This is a genomic window from Burkholderia sp. AU33423, from assembly GCF_002223135.1.
Classification (GTDB): domain Bacteria; phylum Pseudomonadota; class Gammaproteobacteria; order Burkholderiales; family Burkholderiaceae; genus Burkholderia; species Burkholderia lata_D.
In genome coordinates this window covers 103218-126963 of sequence record NZ_NKFH01000008.1, presented here as the reverse complement: position 1 = coordinate 126963, position 23746 = coordinate 103218, and the positions used below count along the sequence as shown (strand labels likewise).

24 protein-coding genes are annotated in these 23746 nt (G+C 66.3%); 15 read left to right on the top strand and 9 right to left on the bottom strand.

Annotated elements, in window-relative coordinates:
* Positions 1-12 precede the first annotated feature (12 nt).
* Together CFB50_RS31880 and CFB50_RS31875 are read right to left on the bottom strand one after the other, a co-directional pair.
* On the bottom strand, positions 13-336 hold the full coding sequence (locus CFB50_RS31880; RefSeq protein WP_089448540.1) for a MoaF-related domain-containing protein: 324 nt from the start codon (positions 334-336) through the stop codon (positions 13-15).
* Between the two features lie 29 nt (positions 337-365).
* Positions 366-1568 (bottom strand): MFS transporter, encoded by a 1203-nt coding sequence (locus CFB50_RS31875; RefSeq protein ID WP_089448539.1) that lies wholly within the window; start codon positions 1566-1568, stop codon positions 366-368.
* 111 nt (positions 1569-1679) lie between these two features.
* Here CFB50_RS31875 and CFB50_RS31870 point away from each other — a divergent pair, with 111 nt between their 5' ends.
* Entirely contained in the window at positions 1680-2621 is a 942-nt protein-coding gene (locus tag CFB50_RS31870) for a LysR family transcriptional regulator (RefSeq protein WP_089448538.1), read from the top strand.
* Positions 2622-2722: 101 nt separating this feature from the next.
* Here the strand turns inward: CFB50_RS31870 and zwf are convergent, their stop codons facing one another.
* Positions 2723-4198, bottom strand: coding sequence for a glucose-6-phosphate dehydrogenase (gene zwf, locus CFB50_RS31865; RefSeq protein ID WP_069252613.1), 1476 nt, complete (start codon positions 4196-4198; stop codon positions 2723-2725).
* 202 nt (positions 4199-4400) lie between these two features.
* On the opposite strand from zwf, the gene CFB50_RS31860 reads away from it, so the two are divergent.
* Both CFB50_RS31860 and CFB50_RS31855 read left to right on the top strand, forming a co-directional pair.
* Positions 4401-4979: a TetR/AcrR family transcriptional regulator gene (locus tag CFB50_RS31860; protein WP_089448537.1), complete on the top strand. Its 579-nt coding sequence runs from the start codon at positions 4401-4403 to the stop codon at positions 4977-4979.
* Between the two features lie 173 nt (positions 4980-5152).
* Complete coding sequence (locus CFB50_RS31855; RefSeq protein ID WP_089448536.1) at positions 5153-6028, top strand: SDR family NAD(P)-dependent oxidoreductase; 876 nt, start codon at positions 5153-5155, stop codon at positions 6026-6028.
* A 112-nt stretch (positions 6029-6140) separates the two neighbouring features.
* Here CFB50_RS31855 and CFB50_RS31850 read toward each other — a convergent pair whose 3' ends face one another.
* A complete protein-coding gene (locus CFB50_RS31850; protein WP_089448535.1) occupies positions 6141-6761 on the bottom strand; it encodes an FMN-dependent NADH-azoreductase in 621 nt (206 codons plus the stop codon).
* 111 nt (positions 6762-6872) lie between these two features.
* On the opposite strand from CFB50_RS31850, the gene CFB50_RS31845 reads away from it, so the two are divergent.
* Positions 6873-7307: a winged helix-turn-helix transcriptional regulator gene (locus CFB50_RS31845; RefSeq protein WP_373452985.1), complete on the top strand. Its 435-nt coding sequence runs from the start codon at positions 6873-6875 to the stop codon at positions 7305-7307.
* 52 nt (positions 7308-7359) lie between these two features.
* On the opposite strand, the gene CFB50_RS31840 is transcribed toward CFB50_RS31845, so the two are convergent.
* The 4 genes from CFB50_RS31840 to CFB50_RS31825 all read right to left on the bottom strand — a co-directional run bounded on the left by CFB50_RS31840 (position 7360) and on the right by CFB50_RS31825 (position 10590).
* Positions 7360-7938, bottom strand: a complete 579-nt coding sequence (locus CFB50_RS31840; RefSeq protein WP_089448533.1) for a peroxidase-related enzyme — start codon at positions 7936-7938, stop codon at positions 7360-7362.
* A gap of 85 nt (positions 7939-8023) precedes the next feature.
* Positions 8024-9007, bottom strand: a complete 984-nt coding sequence (gene acuI, locus CFB50_RS31835; RefSeq protein ID WP_089448532.1) for an acrylyl-CoA reductase (NADPH) — start codon at positions 9005-9007, stop codon at positions 8024-8026.
* 46 nt (positions 9008-9053) lie between these two features.
* Positions 9054-9692 (bottom strand): acrylate utilization transcriptional regulator AcuR, encoded by a 639-nt coding sequence (gene acuR / locus CFB50_RS31830; RefSeq protein ID WP_069252608.1) that lies wholly within the window; start codon positions 9690-9692, stop codon positions 9054-9056.
* A gap of 187 nt (positions 9693-9879) precedes the next feature.
* Positions 9880-10590, bottom strand: coding sequence for an IclR family transcriptional regulator (locus tag CFB50_RS31825; protein WP_069252607.1), 711 nt, complete (start codon positions 10588-10590; stop codon positions 9880-9882).
* Positions 10591-10755: 165 nt separating this feature from the next.
* Here CFB50_RS31825 and CFB50_RS31820 point away from each other — a divergent pair, with 165 nt between their 5' ends.
* The 11 genes from CFB50_RS31820 to CFB50_RS31770 all read left to right on the top strand — a co-directional run bounded on the left by CFB50_RS31820 (position 10756) and on the right by CFB50_RS31770 (position 22427).
* Positions 10756-11454, top strand: a complete 699-nt coding sequence (locus CFB50_RS31820; protein WP_069252606.1) for a methyltransferase — start codon at positions 10756-10758, stop codon at positions 11452-11454.
* Positions 11454-12401 carry an NAD(P)-dependent oxidoreductase gene (locus tag CFB50_RS31815; RefSeq protein ID WP_089448531.1) on the top strand — a complete coding sequence of 316 codons (948 nt, stop codon included), beginning with the start codon at positions 11454-11456 and terminating at the stop codon, positions 12399-12401. The genes CFB50_RS31820 and CFB50_RS31815 overlap by 1 nt, the downstream gene beginning before the upstream one ends.
* Positions 12402-12422: 21 nt before the next feature.
* Positions 12423-13352 (top strand): SMP-30/gluconolactonase/LRE family protein, encoded by a 930-nt coding sequence (locus CFB50_RS31810; protein ID WP_089448530.1) that lies wholly within the window; start codon positions 12423-12425, stop codon positions 13350-13352.
* 86 nt (positions 13353-13438) lie between these two features.
* A complete protein-coding gene (locus tag CFB50_RS31805; protein WP_089448529.1) occupies positions 13439-14818 on the top strand; it encodes an MFS transporter in 1380 nt (459 codons plus the stop codon).
* A 46-nt stretch (positions 14819-14864) separates the two neighbouring features.
* Entirely contained in the window at positions 14865-16016 is a 1152-nt protein-coding gene (locus tag CFB50_RS31800) for a porin (RefSeq protein ID WP_089448528.1), read from the top strand.
* 10 nt (positions 16017-16026) lie between these two features.
* The gene (locus CFB50_RS31795; protein ID WP_089448527.1) at positions 16027-17073 is read left to right on the top strand and encodes an amidohydrolase family protein; all 1047 of its coding nucleotides are present in this window, start codon (positions 16027-16029) and stop codon (positions 17071-17073) included.
* The gene (locus CFB50_RS31790) at positions 17070-18350 is read left to right on the top strand and encodes an MFS transporter (RefSeq protein ID WP_069252601.1); all 1281 of its coding nucleotides are present in this window, start codon (positions 17070-17072) and stop codon (positions 18348-18350) included. The genes CFB50_RS31795 and CFB50_RS31790 overlap by 4 nt, the downstream gene beginning before the upstream one ends.
* Entirely contained in the window at positions 18347-19585 is a 1239-nt protein-coding gene (locus CFB50_RS31785; RefSeq protein WP_089448526.1) for an MFS transporter, read from the top strand. Before CFB50_RS31790 ends, CFB50_RS31785 begins: the two co-directional genes overlap by 4 nt.
* An 11-nt stretch (positions 19586-19596) precedes the next feature.
* Positions 19597-20919, top strand: a complete 1323-nt coding sequence (locus CFB50_RS31780; RefSeq protein WP_089448525.1) for an MFS transporter — start codon at positions 19597-19599, stop codon at positions 20917-20919.
* 2 nt (positions 20920-20921) lie between these two features.
* Entirely contained in the window at positions 20922-21854 is a 933-nt protein-coding gene (locus CFB50_RS31775; protein ID WP_089448524.1) for an amidohydrolase family protein, read from the top strand.
* 177 nt (positions 21855-22031) lie between these two features.
* Complete coding sequence (locus CFB50_RS31770; protein WP_039350098.1) at positions 22032-22427, top strand: tautomerase family protein; 396 nt, start codon at positions 22032-22034, stop codon at positions 22425-22427.
* 145 nt (positions 22428-22572) lie between these two features.
* Here the strand turns inward: CFB50_RS31770 and CFB50_RS31765 are convergent, their stop codons facing one another.
* Positions 22573-23520 carry a GlxA family transcriptional regulator gene (locus CFB50_RS31765; protein ID WP_089448711.1) on the bottom strand — a complete coding sequence of 316 codons (948 nt, stop codon included), beginning with the start codon at positions 23518-23520 and terminating at the stop codon, positions 22573-22575.
* Positions 23521-23746: the final 226 nt, after the last annotated feature.

Here is a 23746-nt window from a genome sequence, read left to right as displayed (position 1 = left end):
GTCGAGCTCCGTTCAGATCGCGCGCAGGCTGCCTTCGAGCCGGTAGAAATCGAGCGACGACGCGGTGAAGAAAGACCGCGACGTGCCGGCGGCGAAATCGTCGAGATGCACGACCGTCGCGCGGTCGGCTTCCTGCCACGAGATCGCGTAGGTTTCGCCGGCGAGGTGCTGCCACGTGTATTCGATTTCACCCTTCGCGCCCGCGTACGGGCCTTCGGTGATCTCGTAGCGCATGTGGCGGCCGTCATCGTCGTACGCGTTGAGCGCGGTGAGGCCGTCGTAGCGCACTTCGAACGTCTTGCCGGCGAACGGCGGGCGTGGGGTCGGTGCATTCATGTGTGCAAACTCCTGCAATACAGTGACGTTCAGTGCGCGAGCTGGACGGGTTCCGCCGTGCGTTCCGGCAGGCCCGCGCTGCGGTCGAGGCGACCGCTCAGGGCGGTGAGCGCGAATGCGCCGAGCGTGACGGCCGCCGCGATCCACGGCGTATGGCCGAGGCCGACGTGCGCGACGATCACGCCGCCGAGTGCCGAGCCACCTGCAACGCCGAGGTTGAACGCGGCGATGTTGAAGCCGGATGCGACGTCGGTGGCGTCGGGCGCGAAGTGGTGCGCCTGCTTGACGACGTACACCTGCAGGCCCGGCACGTTGCCGAATGCCACCGCGCCCCATGCGAGCATCGTCAGCACGGCGAGCCATTTGACGTGGATCGTGAAGGTGAGCGCGAGCAGCACGATCGCGAGCAGCAGGAAGATCCGCTTGAGCGCCTTCACGGGGCCGACGGCGTCCGCGAGCTTGCCGCCCCACACGTTGCCGAACGCGACCGACACGCCGTAGCCGACGAGCACGAGGCTGACCTGCGAGGGCGTGAAGCCGGCGATCTGCTCGAGCAGCGGCGCCATGTATGTGAACGCGATCAGCGAGCCGCCGTAGCCGACGGCCGTCATCGCATAGACCAGCAGCAGGCGCGGCTGCGCGAGCACGCGGAACTGGCGGGCGAGCGGCGCGGGCGCCGTTTGCGGCAACCCGCGTGGCACGAAGGCCACCGCGCCGACGAATGCGACGAGGCCGAACAGCGCGACGACCAGGAACGTCGCGCGCCAGCCGAAGTGCTGGCCGATGAAGGTGCCGAGCGGAATGCCGGCGACGAACGCGACGGTCATCCCGCTGAACATCGTCGCGATCGCGCTGGCGGCCTTCTCCTTCGGCACGAGCGTGGTCGCGATGATCGAGCCGACCGAGAAGAACACGCCGTGCGCAAGGCCGGTGAGGATGCGCGCGACGATCAGCGATTCGTAGCCGGGCGCCTGCCAAGCCACGAGGTTGCCGACGGTGAACAGCGCCATCAGCGCGGCGAGCAGTGTTTTGCGCGGCACGCGGCCGGTGAGTGCGGTGAGGAGCGGCGCGCCGATCGCGACGCTCAGTGCGTAAAGGCTGACGAGCAGGCCGGCGGACGGCAGGCTGACGCCGAGGTCGGCGCCGATCGTCGGGATCAGCCCGACGATCACGAATTCGGTGGTACCGATGGCAAATGCGCTGATGGTCAGCGCAAGCAGGGCGAGTGGCATGAGGGGTGCTCCAGGGTCCGGTGAGGATGGAGCGCAGTGTGCCGCCTTTACTTTTGCTGAAAAACAGGCTTATAAACCAAATTGTTTTGATTTGAAATCAAGAATGCAACGATGAAGATTACGCTCGACGAACTCCAGGCCTTTGCCGCCGTGGTCGACTCCGGTTCGATCACGGCGGCCGCGCAGCAGCTCGACCTCACGGTGTCGGCGACGAGCCGCACGCTCGGGCGGCTCGAGGAGAAGCTGAAGACCACGCTGCTGCGCCGGACCACGCGCCGGCTCGAACTGACCGAGGAAGGGCACGCGTTCCTGCAGGACGCGCGCGCGATCATCGAATCGGTCGAGACGGCGGAAGAGCAGATGCTCGCGCGGCGCGAGATGCCGTCGGGGCGGCTGCGCGTGGATGCGGCGACGCCGTTCATGCTGCACGTGATCGTGCCGCTCGTGCGCGGCTATCGTGAACGCTTCCCGAAGGTCGAGCTGGAGCTGAACAGCAACGAGGGCATCATCGACCTGCTGGAGCGGCGCACCGACGTCGCGTTCCGGATCGGCCGGCTGAAGGATTCGACGCTGCACAGCCGGCGCATCGGCACCAGCCGGATACGCATGCTCGCGAGCCCCGCGTATGTCGCGGCGCACGGCCAGCCGCGCAAGGTGGAGGATCTCGACAAGCACACGCTGGTCGGCTTCACGCAGCCCGAATCGCTGAACGTGTGGCCGATCCTCGGCGCCGACGGCGAGCCGTACCGCATCGAGCCGGGCATCCGCTCGTCGAGCGGCGAGACGCTGCGGCAGCTCGCGCTCGACGGCGCGGGCGTCGCGTGCCTGTCGGATTTCATGACCGCGCAGGATCGCGAGGCCGGCCGGCTCGTGCAGGTGCTCGCGCGCCAGACGTTCGAGGTCGAGCAGCCGATCCACGCGGTGTACTACCGCAATACCGCGATCTCGTCGCGGATCGCGTCGTTCGTCGATTACCTGATCGAGGCGCTGGGCGGCAGCGGTAACGATGCGCCGGGGCGGCGCAAGGCGGCGTCGTGGATGGAGCCGCGGTAGGCGACGGCAGGACGACGGGGCGGGTGACGCCCCGTGCGGTTTGATACGGGATTTGACGTGCGATCGGGCGTACCCCACCGGGGCACGCCGTCGCGTGGCGGTTACGCCTCTTCGGACCAGGACATCCCGTCGCGCGCGAGCAGCGCCGACGAAGCTGCGGGCCCGAACGTGCCGGCCGTGTACAGGCGCGGCCGGTCGCCGAGCTGCTTCCAGCCGTCGAGGATCGGTTCGACCCACGACCACGCGGCTTCGAGCTCGTCGCGGCGCATGAAGTGCGTGAGGCGGCCGCGGATCACGTCGATCAGCAAACGCTCGTACGCTTCCGCGCGCCGCTCCGGAATCGCCTGCTGAAGGTCGAGGTTCAGGCTCACGGGCACCATGTTCATCCCGCTGCCCGGTTCCTTCGCGAGCATCTGCAGCTGGATCGACTCTTCCGGCTGGAGCTGGATCACGAGACGGTTGCTGTAGTGGCGCGGGCCGGTCGGGATGATCGAGAACGGCATGTCCGCGAACTCGATCACGATTTCCGACTGGCGGCGCTGCAGCCGCTTGCCGGTGCGCAGGAAGAACGGCACGTTCGCCCAGCGCCAGTTGTTGATGTGCGCGCGCAGCGCGACGAAGGTTTCCGCGCGGCTGTCCGCCGGCACGTTGTCTTCCTCGAGATAGCCCTTCACCGGCTGGCCGTCGACCGCGCCGGCCGTGTACTGGCCGCGCACCGTGTCGCGCGCGACGTCGGCCACCGCCATCGGCCGCAGCGAGCGCAGCACTTTCAGCTTCTCGTCGCGCACCGCGTCCGGGTCGAGCGACACCGGCGGCTCCATTGCGACGATGCACAGCAGTTGCAACAGGTGGTTCTGCACCATGTCGCGCAGCGCGCCGGTATGGTCGTAGAAGCCCGCGCGACTGCCGACGCCCACCGTCTCCGCCACCGTGATCTGCACGCTGCGGATGCTCGGCGCCTGCCACAGCGGCCCGAAGATCGGGTTGCCGAAGCGCAGCACCATCAGGTTCTGCACGGTTTCCTTGCCGAGATAGTGGTCGATCCGATAGATCTGCGATTCCTCGAAGTGCTTGCCGACCGCATCGTTGATCGCCTTCGCGGACGCGAGATCGTGGCCGAGCGGCTTTTCGAGGACGACGCGCGAGTGTCTGTCGACGAGATGCGCGGCCGACAGGTTGTTGCAGATGGTGGTGAACAGCTCCGGCGACGTCGACAGGTAGAACACGCGGATCGCGTCGCCGCGCGCCGCTTCCGCGAGCCGCAGGTAGTCGTCCGGCGCGTTCACGTCGATCAGCACGTACTTGAACAGGTCGAGGAAACGGCTCCAGGCCGCGGGATCGAACGCCTTTTCGTCGATGAACGGGCGCGACTGCTCGTCCATGAACTTGCGATAGCCGTCGATGCCCCAGTCGCGGCGGCCGACCGCGATGATGCGCGTGTCGGGCGGAAGGTTGCAGTGCAGGTGCGCCATGTACAGCGCGGGCAACAGCTTGCGGGCGGCCAGGTCGCCGCCGCCGCCGAAGATGATCATGTCGACGGGCCGGTCGGCCCCGGTCTGGGTAGGCTGATTCGTCATGGGAGGTTCGCGGTTTGAAACGGGGAACGTGAAACGAACGTCGAGGCACCGGGCGCCGATACGTGAACGCACCAGTACGTGAAAACGCTAATAGTGCACGGTTTTGATGGATTGCGTATGGGTTCCCCCGGATGTAACAGCACTTGCGCTCCGTATGATCGCCCCATTATGATTGAGTGCTCACTCATTAAAGGAATCGAACGTGGCCCGACCGCGCAGTCCCGACAAGCACGAAGCCATTCTGGCCGCCGCCGCACGGGCGCTCGCCGAGGACGGTGCGACCGCGACGACCGCGCGTATCGCGCGGCTCGCCGGCGTGGCGGAAGGCACGGTGTTCACGTACTTCGAAACCAAGGACGCGTTGCTGAACGCGCTGTACGTGAGCCTGAAGGCGGACATGCGCGACGCGATGATGACCGGTTACCCGGAGCGCGCGCCGGTCGAGGAGGCGCTGCGGCACGCGTGGAACGGTTATGTGTCGTGGGGCGTCTCGAACCCGGACGGGCGGCGCGCGCTGCAGCAACTGGGCGTGAGCGGGCGCATCGACGACGCGCATCGTGCGGCTGGCGCAGAAGGCTTCGGCGGGATCAATGCGCTGTTGCGCGAGCAGGTCGCCGCGTCGGGCGCGCTGAATCCCGACGAAGCGCACACGTTCTGCGCGGCGTTGTTTACGTCGATTGCCGAAACGGCGATGGAATCGGTCGCGCGTGATCCGGCGCGGGCCGATGCGTACCGGGAGGCCGGGTTTCGCGCGTTATGGGCCGTGTTGCACGCGGTGTGAGGCAAGGGTTGCGGTCGTGCTGGCGCGTGCGGTTACACGCTCACGTGCCGCGACGACGACGGGCGGCGGGTTTCAGGCAGGGCGATGAAGGTCGCGAATGACCGATACATCGCCGTTATTAATGAGTGAGTAATCATTCATTTTGTGGTTTCACTACGATCAAGGAGTGGAAAATGTCGAAAGTCTGGCTGGTAACAGGGGCCGCGCGCGGCCTGGGGCGAGCGATTTCGGAAGCCGTGCTGGCGGCGGGCGACCGGCTGGTGGCCGGCGCGCGCGATCCCGCGCGGTTGGCGGATCTGGTGGAGCGGTACGGCGATCGGTTGCTGCCGGTCGCGCTCGACGTGACCGATGAAGCGGCCGCCGCGGGCGCGGTGACGGCCGCCCGCGAAGCGTTCGGCCGCATCGACGTGCTCGTGAACAATGCCGGCTACGGCCATACGGCGCCGTTCGAGCAGATGGGCGCCGACGATTTCCGCGACCAGATCGAAACGAACCTGTTCGGCGTGATCAACCTGACGCGTGCGGTGCTGCCGACGATGCGCGCGCAGCGTGCGGGGCACATCTTCCAGGTGTCGTCGGTCGGCGGGCGCACATCGACGCCGGGGTTGTCCGCGTATCAGGCCGCGAAGTGGGCGGTCGGCGGGTTCAGCGACGTCCTGTCGAAAGAGGTCGCGCCGTTCGGCGTGCGCGTCTGCACGCTCGAGCCGGGCGGGATGCGTACCGACTGGGCCGCGCAGGCGAAGCGCGACATCGACGGTCTGCTGCCCGACTACCAGCCGTCGGTCGGGAAGATTCTCGAATTGCTCGGCGCGTATGGCGGCCACGAAGTCGGCGATCCTGCACGAATCGCGGCGCTGATCGTCGAGCTGTCGCGCCGCGAGGACGTGCCGATGCGCCTGCTGCTCGGCGGCGATGCGCTGTTCGTGTGCGAGCAGGCGGAGAAGCAGCGCGCGGAAGAGGCCGCGCGGTGGCGCGACACGACGCTGTCGACGCAATTTCCGGATGCGAAGCTGCCGGACGGGCTGGAGGCGCTGAAGGGGCTGGAGTGAGCGCTGACATTCGCCCGGCCGCACGGGCGAAGTGAGCGGATGACCGATGCCGGCGCGTGCACGCGGGCATCGGTCGGTAACGCCCGTGCGATCGACGGGCGCTGCCGTTGTCTCAACCGGCCTGTTCCACCAGCGCCTGCACGTCCTGCCCGGCCTTTGCGATGGCCGCTTGCACAGCATCGGCGCCCATCACGGTGCCTTCCACGCGCACTTCGCGGATGTCGGTCATCCCGATGAACCCGAGCAGATGCTTCAGATAGCCGGACTGGTAGTCGAAGGGTGCATACGGGCCTTCCGAAAAGACGCCGCCGCTGGCGGTTACCAGATAGACCTGCTTGCCTTCCAGTGTGCCGGCGACGCCGCTTTCGCCGTAGCGGAACGTGACGTGCGGCCAGATCACGCGGTCGAACCACGCGCGCAACTGCGTGGACGGGCCGAAGTTGGTCATCGCGGAGCCGATCACGACGATGTCGGCGGCGCGCAGTTCGTCGATCAGCGCTTGCGCCAGCTCGACGGCCTGCGCTTGCTCCGCGTTGCGCGCGTCCGGCGGCAGCGTGCGGCCGACGATGTATGCGTCGTCGATATGCGGCAGCGGATCGGTGGAGAGATCGCGCAAGGTCACGGCGCTGTTTGCGTCGCGCGCCGCGAGTTGCTGCGCGAGGTCGTGCGCGAAGCGCGTGGACAGGCTGTCGGTGCTGCGGGGGCTGGAGGTGATCAGCAGGATGCGACTCATGAGCGTTCCTTTAGGGATAAGATGAGAACCCGGTAACTTTTGATGACTGAGTTACCGAAAAGCATGTGGAATGCTAGGGTTCGCGCCCGGGCCCCACAAGAACGCACAGGGTTGTGCCCCAGTCACATCGATGTTCCTGTCACCATGCCCCGACCCAGCGACAACGACTGCCAGATGACCCGCCAGATCCTCGACCGGATCGGCGACAAATGGAGCCTCTATATCATCGCGACGCTGAACGATAGTTCGCGGCGCTTCAACGAGCTGAAACGTGAGATCGAAGGAATTTCGCAGCGCATGCTGACGCTGTCATTGCGCGGACTGGAGCGCGACGGGCTGGTCACGCGGACGGTGTTCCCGACGATTCCGCCGCGCGTCGACTATGCGCTCACGCCGCTCGGCGCAACGCTGCTGGAGCCCGTGATGGCGCTCGTCAGGTGGGCGGAGAAAAACAAGCAGCCGATCGCGCAAGCGCGCGAGCGTTTCGACGAGGCGGCCAATGCGGCGCCGGAGCCGGGCGAGGGCGTCGTTTACCGGCGTCGATAGGCGAGCGACGATACCGCCGCGTCCCGTCCGCGCGGCCGAACGACGTGTGCGCTCAACGCCCCCGCGCGTAAAACTCCGCATTCGGTCGCATGTTCGTCACGTTCGCGATGCGGTTGGACATGCCGAAGAAAGCCGAGATCGCCATGATGTCCCACACGTCTTCTTCGACGAAGCCGTGCGCCTTGAGCGCGTCGAAGTCCGCTTCGCCCACCCGATGCGCGGCCTGCGACACCTTCATCGCGAAGTCGAGCATGGCCTTCTGCCGGGCGCTGATGTCGGCCTTGCGGTAGTTGGCGGCGACCTGGTCGGCGATCAGCGGATCCTTCGCGCGAATGCGCAGGATCGCCCCGTGCGCGATCACGCAGTACTGGCACTGGTTCACGCTGCTGGTGGCCACGACGATCATCTCGCGCTCGGCCTTGCTCAGGTTGCCCGGCTTGTCCATCAGCGCGTCGTGGTAGGCCATGAACGCGCGAAACTCGTCCGGGCGATGCGCCAGCGTCAGGAATACGTTCGGGATGAAGCCCGACTTTTCCTGGACGGCCGCGATGCGTTCGCGATTGTCCTCGGGCAGGTCTTCGAGCGCGGGCACGGGAAAGCGGCTGATGGGTGCGGTGTTTGCGGCGGTCATGAGGTCTCCTGGATAACGCGGCGGGGGCGCACTCGATGCGCGAGCCGTCGTCCGATCAAAGAAGCGCGGGTGGTCGTCAGCGGCGTCATGCGTTGACGTCGACGACGATGCGGCCGCGCACCTTGCCGTTGAGCAATTCTCCTGCAAGCGGGATGACGTCGCCCAGGCCGACCAGGTGGCTGATCACGCCCAGCTTCTCGACGTCGAGGTCGGACGCGAGCCGGCGCCACGCTTCCAGCCGGTCGGCGCGCGGGCACATGACGCTGTCGATCCCGACGAGCGTAACGCCGCGCAGGATGAACGGCATGACGGTCGCGGGGAAATCGAAGCCGGCGGCCAGGCCGCAGGCCGTCACGACGCCGCGGTACCGCGTGGTCGCGCACACGTTGGCGAGCACGTGGCTGCCCGCCACGTCGACCGCGCCGGCCCAGCGTTCCTTGCCCAGCGGCTTGCCGGGCTCGCTGAATTGCGACCGTTCCAGGATCTCCGCCGCGCCGAGCTGCCGCAGGTAGTCGGCATCGGCGGGGCGGCCCGTTACCGCGACGACGCGGTATCCCAGCTTGGCGAGGATAGCGGTGGCGACGCTGCCCACCCCGCCTGCCGCGCCGGTCACGACGATCTCGCCGTCGTTCGGGCGCACGCCGTGTCGCTCCAGCGCCATCACGCAGAGCATCGCGGTGTAGCCCGCCGTGCCGATGGCCATCGCCTGTTGCGGCGAAAAGGCGGACGGCAGCGGCACCAGCCAGTCGCCGTCGACACGGGCTTTCTGCGCGAGGCCGCCCCAATGCGTTTCGCCGACGCCCCAGCCGTTGAGCACGACCTGATCGCCGGGGCGATAGTCCGGGTGCGTGCTCGCTTCGACTTCGCCGACGAGATCGATGCCGGGCACCATCGGGAACTTGCGGACCACCGGGCTCTTGCCGGTGATCGCCAGCCCGTCCTTGTAGTTCAGCGTCGAATAGCCCACGCGTACCGTCACGTTACCCGCGGGCAACTGCGCGTCCTCCAGCGTCTGGAGCCCGGCATGCTGCCCGGTTTCATGCCTGTCGATCACGATGCCTTGAAACATGTGTCCTCCTTTCTAGACCGATCGTCTAGTTAATGGCAAAAAAAATTCAGCGTCGCGGTAGTCCATTGAAGAAAAACTGCGCGAACAGGGTCAGCGGCGTGTCGCTGCGCTCCAGCTTCGCGCGCAGCACGGCGCCTTCCCAGCCGATCCAGAAGAATGCGGCCAGCTCGGCGGGATCGGCCGACCCGGCCAGTTCGCCGGCTTGCTGCGCGGCGGCCAGGCATTCGGCGAGGCGGCGTTGCCAGTCCTCGAACGTCATGCGCAGGCGTTCGCGGAAGCTTTCGGGCAACGCGCCCATTTCCTGCCCGAGATTGCCAATCAGGCAGCCGCGGCTGTACGCGTAGCGGGCCATGCCGTCCCGCGCATCGTCGACGAACGCGCGTACACGCTGCAGCGGCGAGCGTGCCGGATCGCTGAAATGCCGGTCCAGCTTGCGCGCGAAGAACTCGGCGTAGCGGTCGATCAGTTCGAGGCCGAACGCTTCCTTGCTGTCGAAGTAGTGATAGAAGGAGCCCTTGGGCACGCCGGCGCGCCCGAGGATCTCGTCGAGCCCGGTGGCCGAGAAGCCCTTTTCGGTGAGCACTTCCAGCCCGGTGCGCAACAGCATGTCCCGCGTGGCGACGAGGTCCTCGTGCTGTTTTGGTGGCCTGCCGCGACGGCGAGGCGGATCAGTTCGAACGTCCATGTGCGAATAATAGACCGTTCGTCTCGAAAATCAATGGCCCGTGTGCCGAGCCGGTCGGACGGGCCGTCGCGTCGGTGCTGCGCTGCAGGTGTCACGCCCCGGCCCGCGCGTGGCGTCGTGCGAACGTGTCCGCGGTCAGGCGACGAACGGCGCGTCGACCTGGACCCTGCCTGTGTCAAAGCAGCGATCAGGTGCCGTAGACGTTCTCGCAGAGCGCAACACTCGCCCCCAGCTTCCGGGAGAGATCGGCGGCCGCATCCAGTTGCGGTCGATCCAGCTCGCCCGACTCGTGCGCGACACTGAGGCGGGATGCAGGACCGGAAAGCGTCAGCGCCGCCATGAACTTGTCGCCGGCGCCGAAGACCGGCACCGCGAACGCTGCCGTGTGCACATCGCGCGCACCCGCGGTGAAGAGGGGCAGTGCCGGCGGCTTGTCATAGATCGGTTCGCCGAGTCCCCAGAAACGGATCACTTGGCTGATGGCCGTGTCATCGAGCGGCAGCATCGTCCCCGCGAGCCGCGTTTCACGCAGGCCTTCGGACGGCTCGGCCCGAAACAGACAGAGCCGCTGCCCGTTGTCGTGCACGTAGTACGATGCGCTTTCTTTCGTCAGCGCGGCCAGCGCATGCAGCGCCGGTTCGACCACCGTGGACAGATGGAAGGACTGCTCGTACAGCTTGCCGAGGTACAGCACGCGATGTCCGAGCGAATAGTTGCCGGACTGCGCGCGCACGACATAGCCCATTCGCTCCAGCGAGTTCATCAGCCGATAGACCGTCGTCTTGTGCATGCCGGATGCCTGCGACAGCGTCGCGAGCGATTGCGATTCGGCGCCGGGCTTGAAGCAGTCCAGCAGCGAAAGTGCCTTTTCCACGGCAACGACCCCGTCGTTTCCCATTTCTTCTCTCCCGTCGACATTCACTCGGAATTGTACAGAGTAAAACGCTGGTTTACCACGTAAAAGGGTAAACGCCAGTGCCATGACACGTGTCCTCTGGCTATAGTGATTTCACCATGTACACCATCGTTGTACATAGTACAACACTCAACCCGAGGTCGAATCATGAGCAACACATCCGCCAGCACTTCTCCGATCACGCGCGACATCGAACGCGTCGCGCCGGAACTCGTTCAGGCTGCCGCGCGCTACCAGGCCGCGATCCTGGCCGACGTCGCGGGCCGCCGCGGCACGGTGCATGGCCGCGTGCGGCCGTTGTCGCCGACGATGAAGGTCGCCGGCCCCGCGGTCACGGTCGAAGTCCGCGCGGGCGACAACCTGGCGATCCATGCGGCGCTCGCCGTTGCGAAACCGGGCGACGTCGTCGTGGTCGACGGCAAGGGCGACATCTCGTGCGCGCTGCTCGGCGAAATCATGGCGGCGCAGGCGAAGGCGAGCGGCATCGCCGGCATCGTCATCGACGGCGCGGTGCGCGACGCGCACGAACTGGCCAACGGCGACTATCCGATCTTCTCGGCCGGCCTCAATCCGTGCGGCCCGACCAAAAGCATCGCGGGGCGCGTGAATGCGCCGATCTCGCTGGGCGGCACGGCGGTGAATCCGGGCGACCTGGTGGTCGGCGACGCCGACGGCGTCGTCGTCATTGCGCGCGCCGACGTCGCGCGTATCGTCGATCTGGCGCAGAAGAAGCTCGACGTCGAAACCGCGCGTATCGCAGCGATTCACAAGGGAGACCTTCGTCCGGGCTGGATCGAGAAGGAGTTGCGCGCAGCCGGCATGCTGGCCGAAGGCGAGGCACTGTGATGCAGACCGCTTTGCACAAGCCCGTGGTCCTCGTGACCGCCGCCGACCTTGCGCCGCAAGCGCTCGAGATGCTCGCGCAGTTCGACGTCGTGTTCGCCGGCAAGCAACCGACCGAGGACGACATCGTGGCGCTCTGCGCCAGGCACAAGCCGGTCGCGATCGTCGTCCGGTACGGCAAGATCAACGCCCGCATCATGGACGCCGCCGAAAACCTGCAGGTGATTTCGAAGCACGGCAGCGGCATCGACGTGATCGATCAGGACGCAGCTGCCGTGCGCGGCATCGCGGTGCGCGCCGCGGTCGGCGCGAATGCGGCCGCCGTCGCCGAGCACGCATGGGCGCTGCTGCTCGCGTGTGCGAAGTCGGTTCCGCAGCTCGATATCCGCATGCGCGAAGGCCATTGGGACAAGTCGACGCACAAGTCCGTCGAACTCGACGGGCGCACGCTCGGCCTCGTCGGGCTCGGTTCGATCGGCCGGCGCGTGGCCGCGATCGGCGCCGCGTTCGGCATGAAGGTTCTCGCGTTCGATCCGTTCGCGAAGGAAGCGCCCGCCGGCGTGAAGCTCGTGCCGCTCGACATGCTGTACGCCGAGTCGGACGTCGTGTCGCTGCATTGTCCGTTGACGGCCGATAACCGCCGGATGCTCGACCGCGACACGCTCGCGCGTTTCAAGCGCGGCGCGATTCTCGTCAATACCGCGCGCGGCGGTCTGATCGACGAAGCCGCGCTTGCCGACGCGCTGGCGAGCGGCCACGTGCGTGCGGCCGGGCTCGACAGCTTCGACATCGAGCCGATGACGGTGCCGCACCCGTTCCAGCAGATTCCCAACGTGATTCTGTCTCCGCATATCGGCGGCGTGAGCGATGCCGCGTACGTGAACATGGGCAAGGGCGCGGCCGCCAACATCCTCGCGGTGCTCGACGAACGCGCGCACAGCGCGGCTTGAACCCTGGACATCGAGGTACGCATGTTTTATCTGACGAACCCCGACGTGCGCGAAGCCGAAGTGTTCACGCGCATGCCGGAAAAGTTTCGCAAGCCGGACGTCCGCACGGAATGGGCGCGCGCGAATCGCGGTGGAATGGTCACGGACTCCTTTCTCGAAGGGCCGGTCTGGGATCCGGACGGCTATCTGTTCGTGACCGACATTCCGCACGGGCGCATCTTCCGCATTTCGCCGTCGGGCGACTGGGATCTCGTCGTCGAATACGACGGCGAGCCCAACGGGATGAAGCGCTTCGACGCATCGCACCTGATCATCACCGACTACCGCAACGGCCTGATGCTGCTCGATATCGAGCGCGGTGAAGTGCGTCCGTATCTCGAGCGCCGCAACACCGAGCGCTTCAAGGGCGTGAACGACCTGACGTTCGACTCGGCCGGCAACATTTATTTCACCGACCAGGGGCAGACCGGGCTGCACGATCCGACGGGCCGCGTGTATCGGCTCTCGCCCGACGGCAAGCTCGACATGCTGCTCGGTACCTGCCCGAGCCCGAACGGGCTCGTCCTGTCACGCGACGAGAAGGTGCTGTTCGTCGCGATGACGCGCGGCAATGCGGTGTGGCGCATGCCGCTGCAGGCCGACGGCTCCGTCACCAAGGTCAGCCCGTTCTTCACGTCATACGGACCGAGCGGCCCCGATGGCCTCACCGTCGATCTCGAAGGCCGCCTGTTCGTCGCGAATCCGGGGCTCGGCCGCGTATGGGTGCTCAACCACTGCGCGGAGCCCGTCGAGATCCTGACCGGACCGAAAGGGGCGTCGCTCACGAGCGTGTGCTTCGGCGGCGCCGACATGAAGACGCTCTTCATCACCGAATCGACGTCCGGTTCGGTCCTGAAAGCGGACATGAGCATTGCCGGCCCGCTGCCGAAACAGGCAGCGAAGAAGGACTGAAACCCGCGAACCGGGAAGCCGCTCGCCGGTTTCCCGCCCGTATGCCGAAAGATCGCGCCGCCAGTCGCGCGACGAAGGAGACAAGCATGACCATTTCGCACGCGCTGCGTGCCGGCGATGACGTACCGCGTGCCGACGCATCGTCCGCGGAGCGCCTGGCCGGCGACGATTACGCGGCCAGCGAGCGCACGCTCGCGAAGGCGTTCCGGCGCATTCTGCCGTTCATCTTCGTCTGCTACGTGATCAGCTATCTCGACAGGACCAACGTCGGTTTTGCCGCGCTCACGATGAACAAGGATCTCGGTCTGACGGCCGAGCAGTTCGGTGTCGGTGCCGGCCTGTTCTTCATCGGCTACTTCCTGTTCGAGATTCCGAGCAACCTGATCATGCAGAAGGTCGGGGCGCGCGTGTGGATCGCGAGAATCATGATCACGTGGGGCCTGTTCTCGATGGCGACGGCGTTCGTCGTCGGACCGAAGAGCTTTGCGGCGGCGCGCTTTCTGCTCGGGCTCGCCGAGGCGGGGTTTACGCCCGGCATCTACCTGTATTTCACGCACTGGTTTCCCGGCAAGTGGCGCGCGAAGGTGACGGCCGCATTCCTCGTCGGCATCCCCGTCGCGAACATGATCGGCTCGCCGATTTCCGGTGCGCTGCTCGAACTCGGCGGCCTGCACGGGCTGCGCAGCTGGCAGTGGCTGCTGCTGATCGAAGGCGTTCCGGCCGTGATGCTCGGCATCGCGTGCCTGTTCGTGCTGGCCGACCGTCCCGAGAAAGCCGCGTGGCTCAGTGACGAAGAGAAGGCGTCACTCGCGAAGCGCCTCGCGTTCGAGCAGCGCGACATCGGCGCGAAGCACGGCAGCACACTGCGCGACGCGATGACGAACTGGCGCGTGTTCGTGCTCGCGTTCGTCAACTTCTGCGGGATCGTCGGCTCGCTCGGCGTCGGCTTGTGGATGCCGCAGATCATCAAGCAGTTCGGCGTCGAACACGCAGTGGTCGGCTGGCTGACGGCCATTCCGTATGCGATCGGCGCCTGCGTGATGCTCTGGTGGGCGCGCATCGCCAATCGCGCGATCAACCGCATTCCGTATGTCGCCGGTGCGCTGGCGGTTGCCGCCGTGGCGTTGTGCGCGAGCGCCTTCATTCATGCGCCGGCCTTCAAGCTGATCGCACTGTGCGTCACGGTGAGCGGGATCCTCGCATTCCAGGCGACGTACTGGGCTATCCCGTCGGGATTCCTCACCGGCCGTGCCGCCGCGGGCGGACTCGCGCTGATCGTGTCGGTCGGCAATCTCGGCGGCTTCGTCGGGCCGTCGATGATCGGCGCGCTCAAGCAATTCTCCGGCGGCTTCACCGCGCCGCTCATCGCCGTGTCGGGTGTGTTGCTGCTCGGCGCGTTGACCATCGCGTGGCTCGGCGATCCGGGCTCGGGCGCCGGCGAAGCGCCCGCAGCCCGCAAGACCTGAATTTCCCTTCGTCAGACCTACCCATAAAAAACAGTTTGGAGACTCCATGTTGTCGAATCAGGCCAGCCAGAATGCCCGCCCGAAACCCCGCTTCGCCCTCGGCGCCGTTACAGTCGCCAGCGCGACCTTGTGGTGTGGCGCCGCATATGCACAAAGCAGCGTCACGCTGTACGGCATTGCCGACGTCGGCATCGAGCACATCAACAACACGAGCACCGGCGGCGCGCAGACGCGCGAGGTGTCGGGCAATCTGTCCGGTTCGCGCTGGGGACTGAAGGGCGTCGAGGATCTCGGCGCCGGCATGAAGGCCATTTTCCAGCTGGAAAACGGCTTCAACATCAATGACGGCACGACTGCGCAGTCGACGAAAGGCCTCGGTTCGAACGCCGCCACGACGTCGCGAATTTTCGGCCGGCAGGCGTGGGTCGGGCTGGCGTACCGGGGCCAGCAGTTGACGTTCGGCCGCCAGAATTCGCTCTTCTACGAACAGGCCGTGGCGTTCGACCCGATGGGCGCGTCGTCGCGGTACTCGTTGCTGTCACTCGACTACGCGGCGGCCGCGCGTATCGACAATTCGGCGAAGTACACCGGCGTGTTCGGTCCGCTGACGGCGCAGGCCATGTATAGCACCCGCTACGACACCGGGTACGGCGCCGAGGTGCCGGGCGCGCAACTCACCGGCCGCTTCTTCAGCGGGGCGTTGACTTTCGCGCAAGGGCCGCTCGCCGCGAGCGTGTCGTACGAGCAGCGCAACAGCAACACCGTTGCGACGAACACGGGCACCGAGCGTCGCGCGACGGCCGCCGCGTCGTATGCGATCGGACCGGTCAAGGGATTCGCCGGCTATCGCTACCTCCATGCGTCGAACGCGTTCCTGCCGGCAAACCCGATCCGTGTCGCGAACGGCGCCGAAGCCAGCGCGGCGAACCTGTACTGGGCCGGCGCGCAATACGCGGTGTCCCCGGCGTTCGTGGTCACGGCAACCGCCTATTACCAGGACGTGCATTCGACCAGCGCCGACCCGTGGCTCGCCGTGCTCTGTGCGGACTATCTGCTGTCGAAGCGCACCGATATCTATGCGACGGCCGGTTTCGCGCGCAACAAGGGTGGCTCCGCGCTCGGCGTGAACGGCTACGGTACGGTCGCATCCGATCACAACCAGACGGGCGTGGTGATCGGCATGCGCCAGAAGTTCTAAGGCGATTGCGATGCAGACCGTTCTCGCACCCCATCTTCCCGTCAGGCCCGAGTGGCTCGCGTTGCGCGACGAGCCGGTGCTCGAACCCGAGCTGGCCATCGTCGACGCCCATCACCACCTGTGGGACCGACAGACCGGTCGCTATCTCGCGGACGAGTTCGGTGCGGACGTGCACAGCGGACATCGGGTCGTGTCGACGGTCTACGTGCAGTGTCGATCGATGTTGCGTGCAAGGGGGCCAGAGGCGTTCAAGCCGGTGGGCGAAGTGGAATTCGCGAGCGGCGTCGCCGCGACGTTCGACAGCGGCGCATACGGTTCCGCGCGGTGCTGTGAGGCCATCGTCGGCGGCGCCGATCTGTCGCTCGGCGCGGAACTCGATGCGGTGCTCGACACGATGCTGCAGGTGTCCGGCGGGCGACTGCGCGGGATTCGCAATCCGCTCGCGTGGCATGCGAGCCCCGACGTGCGGTCGAGCCCGGTGACGCCGCCGCGCGACCGGATGTCGGCCCCGGCTTTCCGGCGGGGCGTGACGACGCTGGGCCGCTACGGGCTGTCGCTCGACGCGTGGGTCTATCACACGCAGCTCGACGACCTGTACGAACTCGCGCGCGCATGCGAGGACGTCACCGTCGTCATCGATCATTTCGGCGGTCCGCTCGGCGTGGGCCCGCATGCCGGCCGGCGCGCGGAAGTCCATGCGCAATGGAAATGGCAACTCGCGCGTCTCGCCGCGCTGCCGAACACGCGCATGAAGCTCGGCGGCGCGGGCATGACCGTGTTCGGTTTCGACTTCGCCGCGCGCGACCTGCCGCCGTCGTCGCAGGAACTGGCGGCCGCGTGGCAGCCGTATTTCGACACTTGCGTCGAGCTTTTCGGCGTCGATCGCTGCATGTTCGAAAGCAACTTCCCCGTCGACAAGGGGATGTTCAGCTATCGCGTGCTGTGGAACGCCTTCAAGCGACTCGCGTCCGCGATGTCGGCCGATGAAAAGGCCGCGCTGTTCGGCCGGACGGCCGCCTCGACGTATCGCGTCGCGATTCCCGGAGACAACCCATGAAGACGAGTGCAACCGTGGCGGCGCAGGACATCGATTCCGCAGCCGCGGAAAAAGGGTTCACGCGCGTGACCGGTATCGAGTGGCGTTCGCTGTCGCTCGCGGGGCTCGGCTGGACGTTCGAGAGCTACGATTCGTTCCTGTTGTCGCTGCTGCTGCCGACGCTCGCGTTGCAGTTCGGGCTGAGCAAGGCGCAGCTCGGCATGTTCACCAGCGTCACGGCGGCCGGACAGATCGTCGGCGGCATTCTGTTCGGCTTCGTGTCGGACCGGATCGGGCGCGTGCGCACCGCGCTGCTCTGCGTCGGCATCTACTCGCTGTTTTCCGGCCTGATCGCATTTGCGCCCGACGCGCACTCGTTCGCCACGTTGCGCTTTTTCGGCGCGCTCGGCATGGGCGGAACCTGGACCGCCGGCGCGGCGCTCATCGCGGAGACCTGGCACCCGAGCCGGCGCGGCAAGGGCGGCGCGCTGATGCAGATGGGCCTGCCGATCGGCGCGATTCTCGCGATCGCGATCTCGGGCATCGTCGGCGCCGCGCATGGCGGATTGGCCGGCGACAGCTGGCGCCTGCTGTTCCTGATCGGCGCGTCGCCGTTCTTCATTCTGTTCTGGGTCGCGCGCAAGACGCCGGAATCGCCGATCTGGCTCGAACGCAGGCACGCGAAGTCGCAGGCCCGCAAGCTCGACACGGCAAGTCGCGAGAAGCTGAACGTGCGCGGCCTGCTCACCGCCTTCTGCTTCATCTTCTTTCTGCAGTACCTCTACTGGGGTGTATTCACGTGGACGCCGACGTTCCTCGTCACGGTGAAGCACCTCGACTTCGTGCATAGCCTGAAGTTCGTGCTGGCGCTGCAGTTCGGTGCGATCGCCGGGTTCCTGCTGTTCTCGGCATGGGTCGACCGGCTCGGCCGGCGGCCGATGTTCCTGGCGTACCTGCTGGTCGGTGCGCTGGCCGTCGGCGTATACATCGTGTCGGCGAATCCGTTGCTGCTGATGACCGCGATCTTCCTGACCGGCTTCAGCGTGAACGGCATCTTCGCGGGTGCCGGCCCGTTCCTCGCGGAGATCATCGGCAATACGGCGTCGCGCGGATTCTTCATGGGTCTCGCATACAACGGCGGTCGGCTCGGCGGTTTCATCGCGCCGTTGGTCATTGGTTCGCTGGCGTCGACGTCGGGCGGGTTCGTGCTCGGGCTCGCGACGACGATCGTCGCGTTCATCGCCGCGGCCGCGGTCGTGTTGTTCGCGCCCGAGACGCGCGGAAAGGCGCTGTCATGAACGTGGCAACGCAAGCGGGGTGGGTGAACAGGCTGTTTCCCGCGCTGTCGGAGGCGTCGCTGCGGCGCTACCTGAGCGGGCAGGTCGCGTCGGTGCTCGGCAGCTGGACGCAGAACGTCACGCTGAATCTGCTGATCTATCACCTGTCCGGCTCGGCGGCGATCCTCGCGCTGCTCAACTTCCTGCTGTACGGGCCGCAGCTGATCGTCGCGCCGGTGGCGGGCTCGCGCATCGGCTCGGCCAATGCGCGCCGCGTGACGCTATGCGTGCTGACGACGTCGCTGCTGCTGACGGGCAGCCTCTTCACGTTGTCGCTGCTCGGCCTGCTCGGCGTGAAGCTGATCCTCGCGCATGCGCTGGCGATCGGCGTGTCGAGCGCGGTGGAAACGCCGGCGCGGCAGGTGCTGCTGCTGACGAGCCTGCAGGATGCGACGCACACGTCCAACGCGGTCGCGATGAACACGATGGTCTACAACGTCGGGCGCATGGTCGGCCCGACCATCGCCGGCTTCGTCTATCCGACGCTGGGCCCCAGGACGTCGTTTGCGATCTATGCGCTCGCGCTGTGCTTCATGGCGGCGTGCGTGCGGTCGATCCGGACGGCGTCGGCGGACCGCCCGTCGCGCGCGGAGAGCGGCCTGCGCGACGCGGTCGGCTATGTGCTGTCCGATGCGTTCTCGGCCCGCTATCTGCCGATTCTCGCGTGCATCGGCCTGTTTGCCGGCAGCTACCAGACGCTCGTGCCGCTGCTCGCGGACCAGGGCTTTCACGACGCGGCGCGCTTTACCGGCGTGTTCTTCGCGTGCGCCGGCGCCGGGTCGTTGAGCGCGGCGGTGCTGCTGTCGTCGGCGTTCGGGCCGCGCGCCTCGCACCGGTTCATCGCGTATGCGCCGTGGACGGCCGTCGGCGCGCTGGCCGTGCTGGCCGCGACCACCGATGCGGCGGGATCGATCCCCGCGTTCTATGTACTCGGCTTCAGCCTCACGTTCGCGGCCACGTCGACGAACGCGACCATTCAGCGCCAGTGTCCGGATCACGTGCGCGGGGGGCTCGTCGGGATGTATGGCATGGCCTACAACGGCACGATGCCGTTCGGTTATCTGCTCGTCGGCAGCGCATCCGAGGCGCTCGGCGTGCGACACACCTTCGCCGCCATGGCCGCCGTGCTCGCCTGCGGCGTCATCGCGGTCATCGCGTGGCAACGGTTCACAGAAACGCGCTCAGGCGCACAATAAACGGAGACAACATGCACACCGGTTTCATGGAAGCGTCCGCGATCGAGCGCCGGACCATACGCAAGGTCGTCTGGCGACTCATTCCCTTTTTGATGATCTGCTACCTGCTTGCCTTCATCGACCGGGGCAACGTCGGGATGGCGTCGTTGCAGATGAACCATGACCTCGGGATGTCGGCGCAGGTGTTCGGTTTCGGCAGCAGTCTGTTCTTCATTTCGTACTTCTTTTGCGAAGTGCCGAGCAATCTCGCGCTGCAGAAATACGGCGCGCGGATCTGGATCGCCCGGATCATGATCACGTGGGGCATCGTGTCGGCAGCGACCGCGCTCGTGCACAACGCGACGACGTTCTACGTGCTGCGTTTCCTGCTGGGTGCGGCCGAGGCCGGTTTTTTCCCCGGCGTGCTGCTTTATCTGTCGTACTGGATTCCCGCGCAGTATCGTGCGCGGATCGTCGCGACGTTCATGGTCGCGATTCCGGCCGCGAGCTTCATCGGCTCGCCGATCTCCGCGCTGCTGTTGCAGATGGACGGCGTCTGGGGCCTGCGCGGATGGCACTGGCTGTTCATCCTCGAAGGCGTTCCGACCGTGCTGCTCGGCATCGCGTGCCTGTTCGTGCTGACGAACAAGCCGGACGACGCGAGGTGGCTCGACGACGACGAGCGCGCATGGCTCACGACCGCGCTGGCCGCCGGCCACAAGACGCGCAAGAAGGTGCCGTCGCTGCCGCTCACGCAGCTGTTCCGCAACCGCTACGTGCTGTGCCTCGCGCTCGTCGACACGTGCGCTTCCGCGGCAGGCAGCACGCTCTCCGTGTGGCAGCCGCAACTGCTGAAGTCGTTCGGCTTGACCGTCATGGAGACCGGCCTGCTGAATTCGGTGCCTTACGCGGTGGCCTCCGTCCTGATGGTCTACTGGGGCCGTCGCTCGGACCGCGTCGGCGAACGGCGCTGGCACACGGTCGTGCCGATGCTGCTGATCGGCGTGGGCCTGTTCGCGACGTCGCTGAGCGGATCGCTGCTGCCGACGGTCTGCATGCTCTGCGCGGTGCTGGTCGGCGCGTATTCGTTCAAGGGCCCGTTCTGGGCGCTTGCGACCGACATGCTGTCCAACAGCACAGTGGCGGCCGGGCTCGCGACGGTCAATGCGATCGCGAACCTGCTTGGCGGCGGGCTGATGGTGAACGTGTACGGGTGGGTGAAGGCGGCGACGGGCAGCTACGCGCTCGCGTTGATGCCGCTCGCGATCCTCACGCTCGTGAGCGTCGCGACGCTGCTGCTGCTTACGCGCAATCATTCGGCGGGCAAGCTGGTTGGCAAGACGGAGACCATCTGATCATGGCGCGCATCGCGAGACGCGAATTCCTCAGGATCGCGGGCGCCACGCTGGCTTCGGCTGCATTGCCGAGGCTGGCCGCGGCCGACGAAGCGTGGTCGAGCGGCACCGAGCGGCCGGCGTTCCAGTTGCCCGAAGGGGCGATCGACTGTCACATGCACATCTACGACGATCGGTTTCCGGTCGCGCCGGGCACGACGCTGCGCCCGCCGAATGCGACTGTCGCGCAATACCGGAGCGTGCAGACGCGGATCGGCGTGAAGCGCAACGTGGTCGTGACGCCGTCGACATACGGGACGGACAACCGCTGCACGCTGGCGGCGCTCGCGCAGTTCGGCGGCGACGCGCGCGGCGTGGCAGTCGTCGACGGCACCGTGAGCGACGACGAACTTCTGGCGTTCGATCGTGGCGGCGTCCGTGCGATCCGGTTCAACCTGAGCTATCCGGGCGCGACGACGCTCGACATGCTGGCGCCACTCGCCGCGCGCATCGCAAACCTTGGATGGCATATCGAGCTGGTGGTGCAGGGCGCGCGGCTGCCGGAGCTCGAGCGTCATCTTGCGGTGCTGCCTTGTCCGCTCGTCATCGACCATATCGCGCATGTGCCGCAGCCCGGTGGCCTGTCGTCGGCCGCGTTTCGCACCGCGCAACGCCTCGTCGAAAAGGGCCATACGTGGATCACGTTGTCGGGGCCGTACGTCGACAGCAAGACGGGCGCGTCTGCCTACGACGATGTCGCGCCGGTCGCGAAGGCGCTGATCGACATGGCGCCGGAGCGCATGCTGTGGGGCACCGACTGGCCGCACCCGACGGAGAAGACGGACAAGCCGGACGATGCAAGCTTGCTGGACGTGATCGCCGGCTGGATCGGGAGTGCGGACTGGCAGCAACGGATATTCGTCACGAACCCGGCGAAGCTGTATGGATTTGCATAGCGCGGGGAGGCTGTCGCGAGACTCCTCCGCGAACATGCGTCGTTTTTGAACCAGTGTCCGGAATCATTGCTCATTCGACATTGTGAGGACGGCGAGCCGGGTGCCAGAATCGGCTGACGGTATCTGGACAGGCCGATGCCGCACGCGTTCGATCAATCACCCGGAATCCTGAATACCATGCCCTATCTGCAACTGGACGTGAACGACCACTATTCGGTGGAAACCAAGCAATCGCTCGCCGCCAAAATGAGCGAGACCTATGCGCGGATGATGTCGGTCGATATTCGGCGTATCAGCGTCGCGATCCGCGAGTTGGGGCAAGGCGGTGTCTGGCGTATTGCCGAGGCCGGCGAAGCGCCTGTCCCGGTTGCCGTGATGATGCTGGATATCCGACGGGGTCGCCCGCCCGGGCAGCGCATGGAAGTGGCGCAGGCACTTTGCGCGCATTGCGTGGAGATACTCGGCTTGCGCGAGGATCGGCTCAATGTCGAATTCACGCAGCATTCCGGCGATGAAATGTACCACCCGGCGCTTGGCGGCTATAGTCCGGAGTGGGCGCCCGGCGAGCAGTAGATTTTCCGCCAGGACCGCTAGCTGCCTGCAGCCCTGGCACTTCATCGACGGAGACCCGCTCGTCATTCGCGATGGGCGAAGCGAGCGCTCACGGTTTGGGCAAGCAAGACGGCGCGTACCTGTCCGCCGATTGGTTCAACCAGTCCTAGTTCATGAGCGGCGCAACCCCGGAGGCTCGCTGTATGGTCTGCGGGGGTTGCCCAAACGCGCGCAGAAATGCTTGGCGCATGCGCTCGCGGTCGCCGAAGCCGGTTTCTCTCGCAATGATTTCGATCGGGTGGCGCGTCGTTTCCATCATCAGGCGGGCGGCTTCGATGCGCAGCCGCTCAACCGCCTTGGCGGGGGATTGCCCCGTCTCCTCCCGGAACACGCGGCTGAATTGGCGCGGGCTCAAACGTGCCGCCTCTGCCAGGCGTTCCACCGACAGATCGCTCGCCAGGTTTTCGCTCGCGTAGGTCAGCGCCATTTGCACGCGGTCCGATCGCGCGTTCAGTTCCAGCAAGGTCGAGAATTGCGACTGGCCACCGCCGCGCCGTTGGTACAGCACGAGCTTGCGCGCGACCATGCGTGCCGTTTCCAGCCCGAAGTCGCTTTCGACGATCGCGAGGGCGAGATCCACCCCGGCGCTCATGCCGGCCGAAGTCCAGAACTGACCGTCTACGACGAAGATGCGATCTTCGTCGAGCTGCACGTTCGGATATTGCTTCTTGAAGTCCCGCGCGTGATACCAGTGCGTCGTGGCCCGTTTCCCGTCGAGGAGCCCGGCGGCCGCGAGGACGAAGGCTCCCGTACATATCGACGTAATGCGCCGCGAGTGGAAGGGCGCGCGATGCAGGAAGTCCACCAGCGTCGCCGACGGAAGCCGGCATTCGTTGTCGCCGGCGACGATCAGCGTGTCATATCCCGCTTTGGCCAGCGGTTCGGTGTTGACCGAAAACCCCTGCGACGACATGACCGCGCCGCCGTGCTCGGACACGATCCGGAACTGATACACCTCCTCGCCGCGGAGCAGGTTCGCATATTCGAACACGCTCGCCACCGCGAGCGCGAGCGACTGGAAATTTGGGTAAACAACGAGCCCTATGGTGTGCATGACGTCCGCCATGTGGGTGTCCTGATCAATTGAATCTAGCATAAAACGGACATCGTCACGGGCTGCGGCGGCGTGTCGTCAGCTGGCATTGCGCGCGGCCGCCTTCAGGAAGCAAAGCGCCGTGCGGAGCCAACTACAGCAGCGATTTTGGGTAATCGGAGGCCTCTTCCAAAGGACGAATCCGCAAGGTTTCCGGTCAGCGCGCGGATGGCATGAATCATTGCAT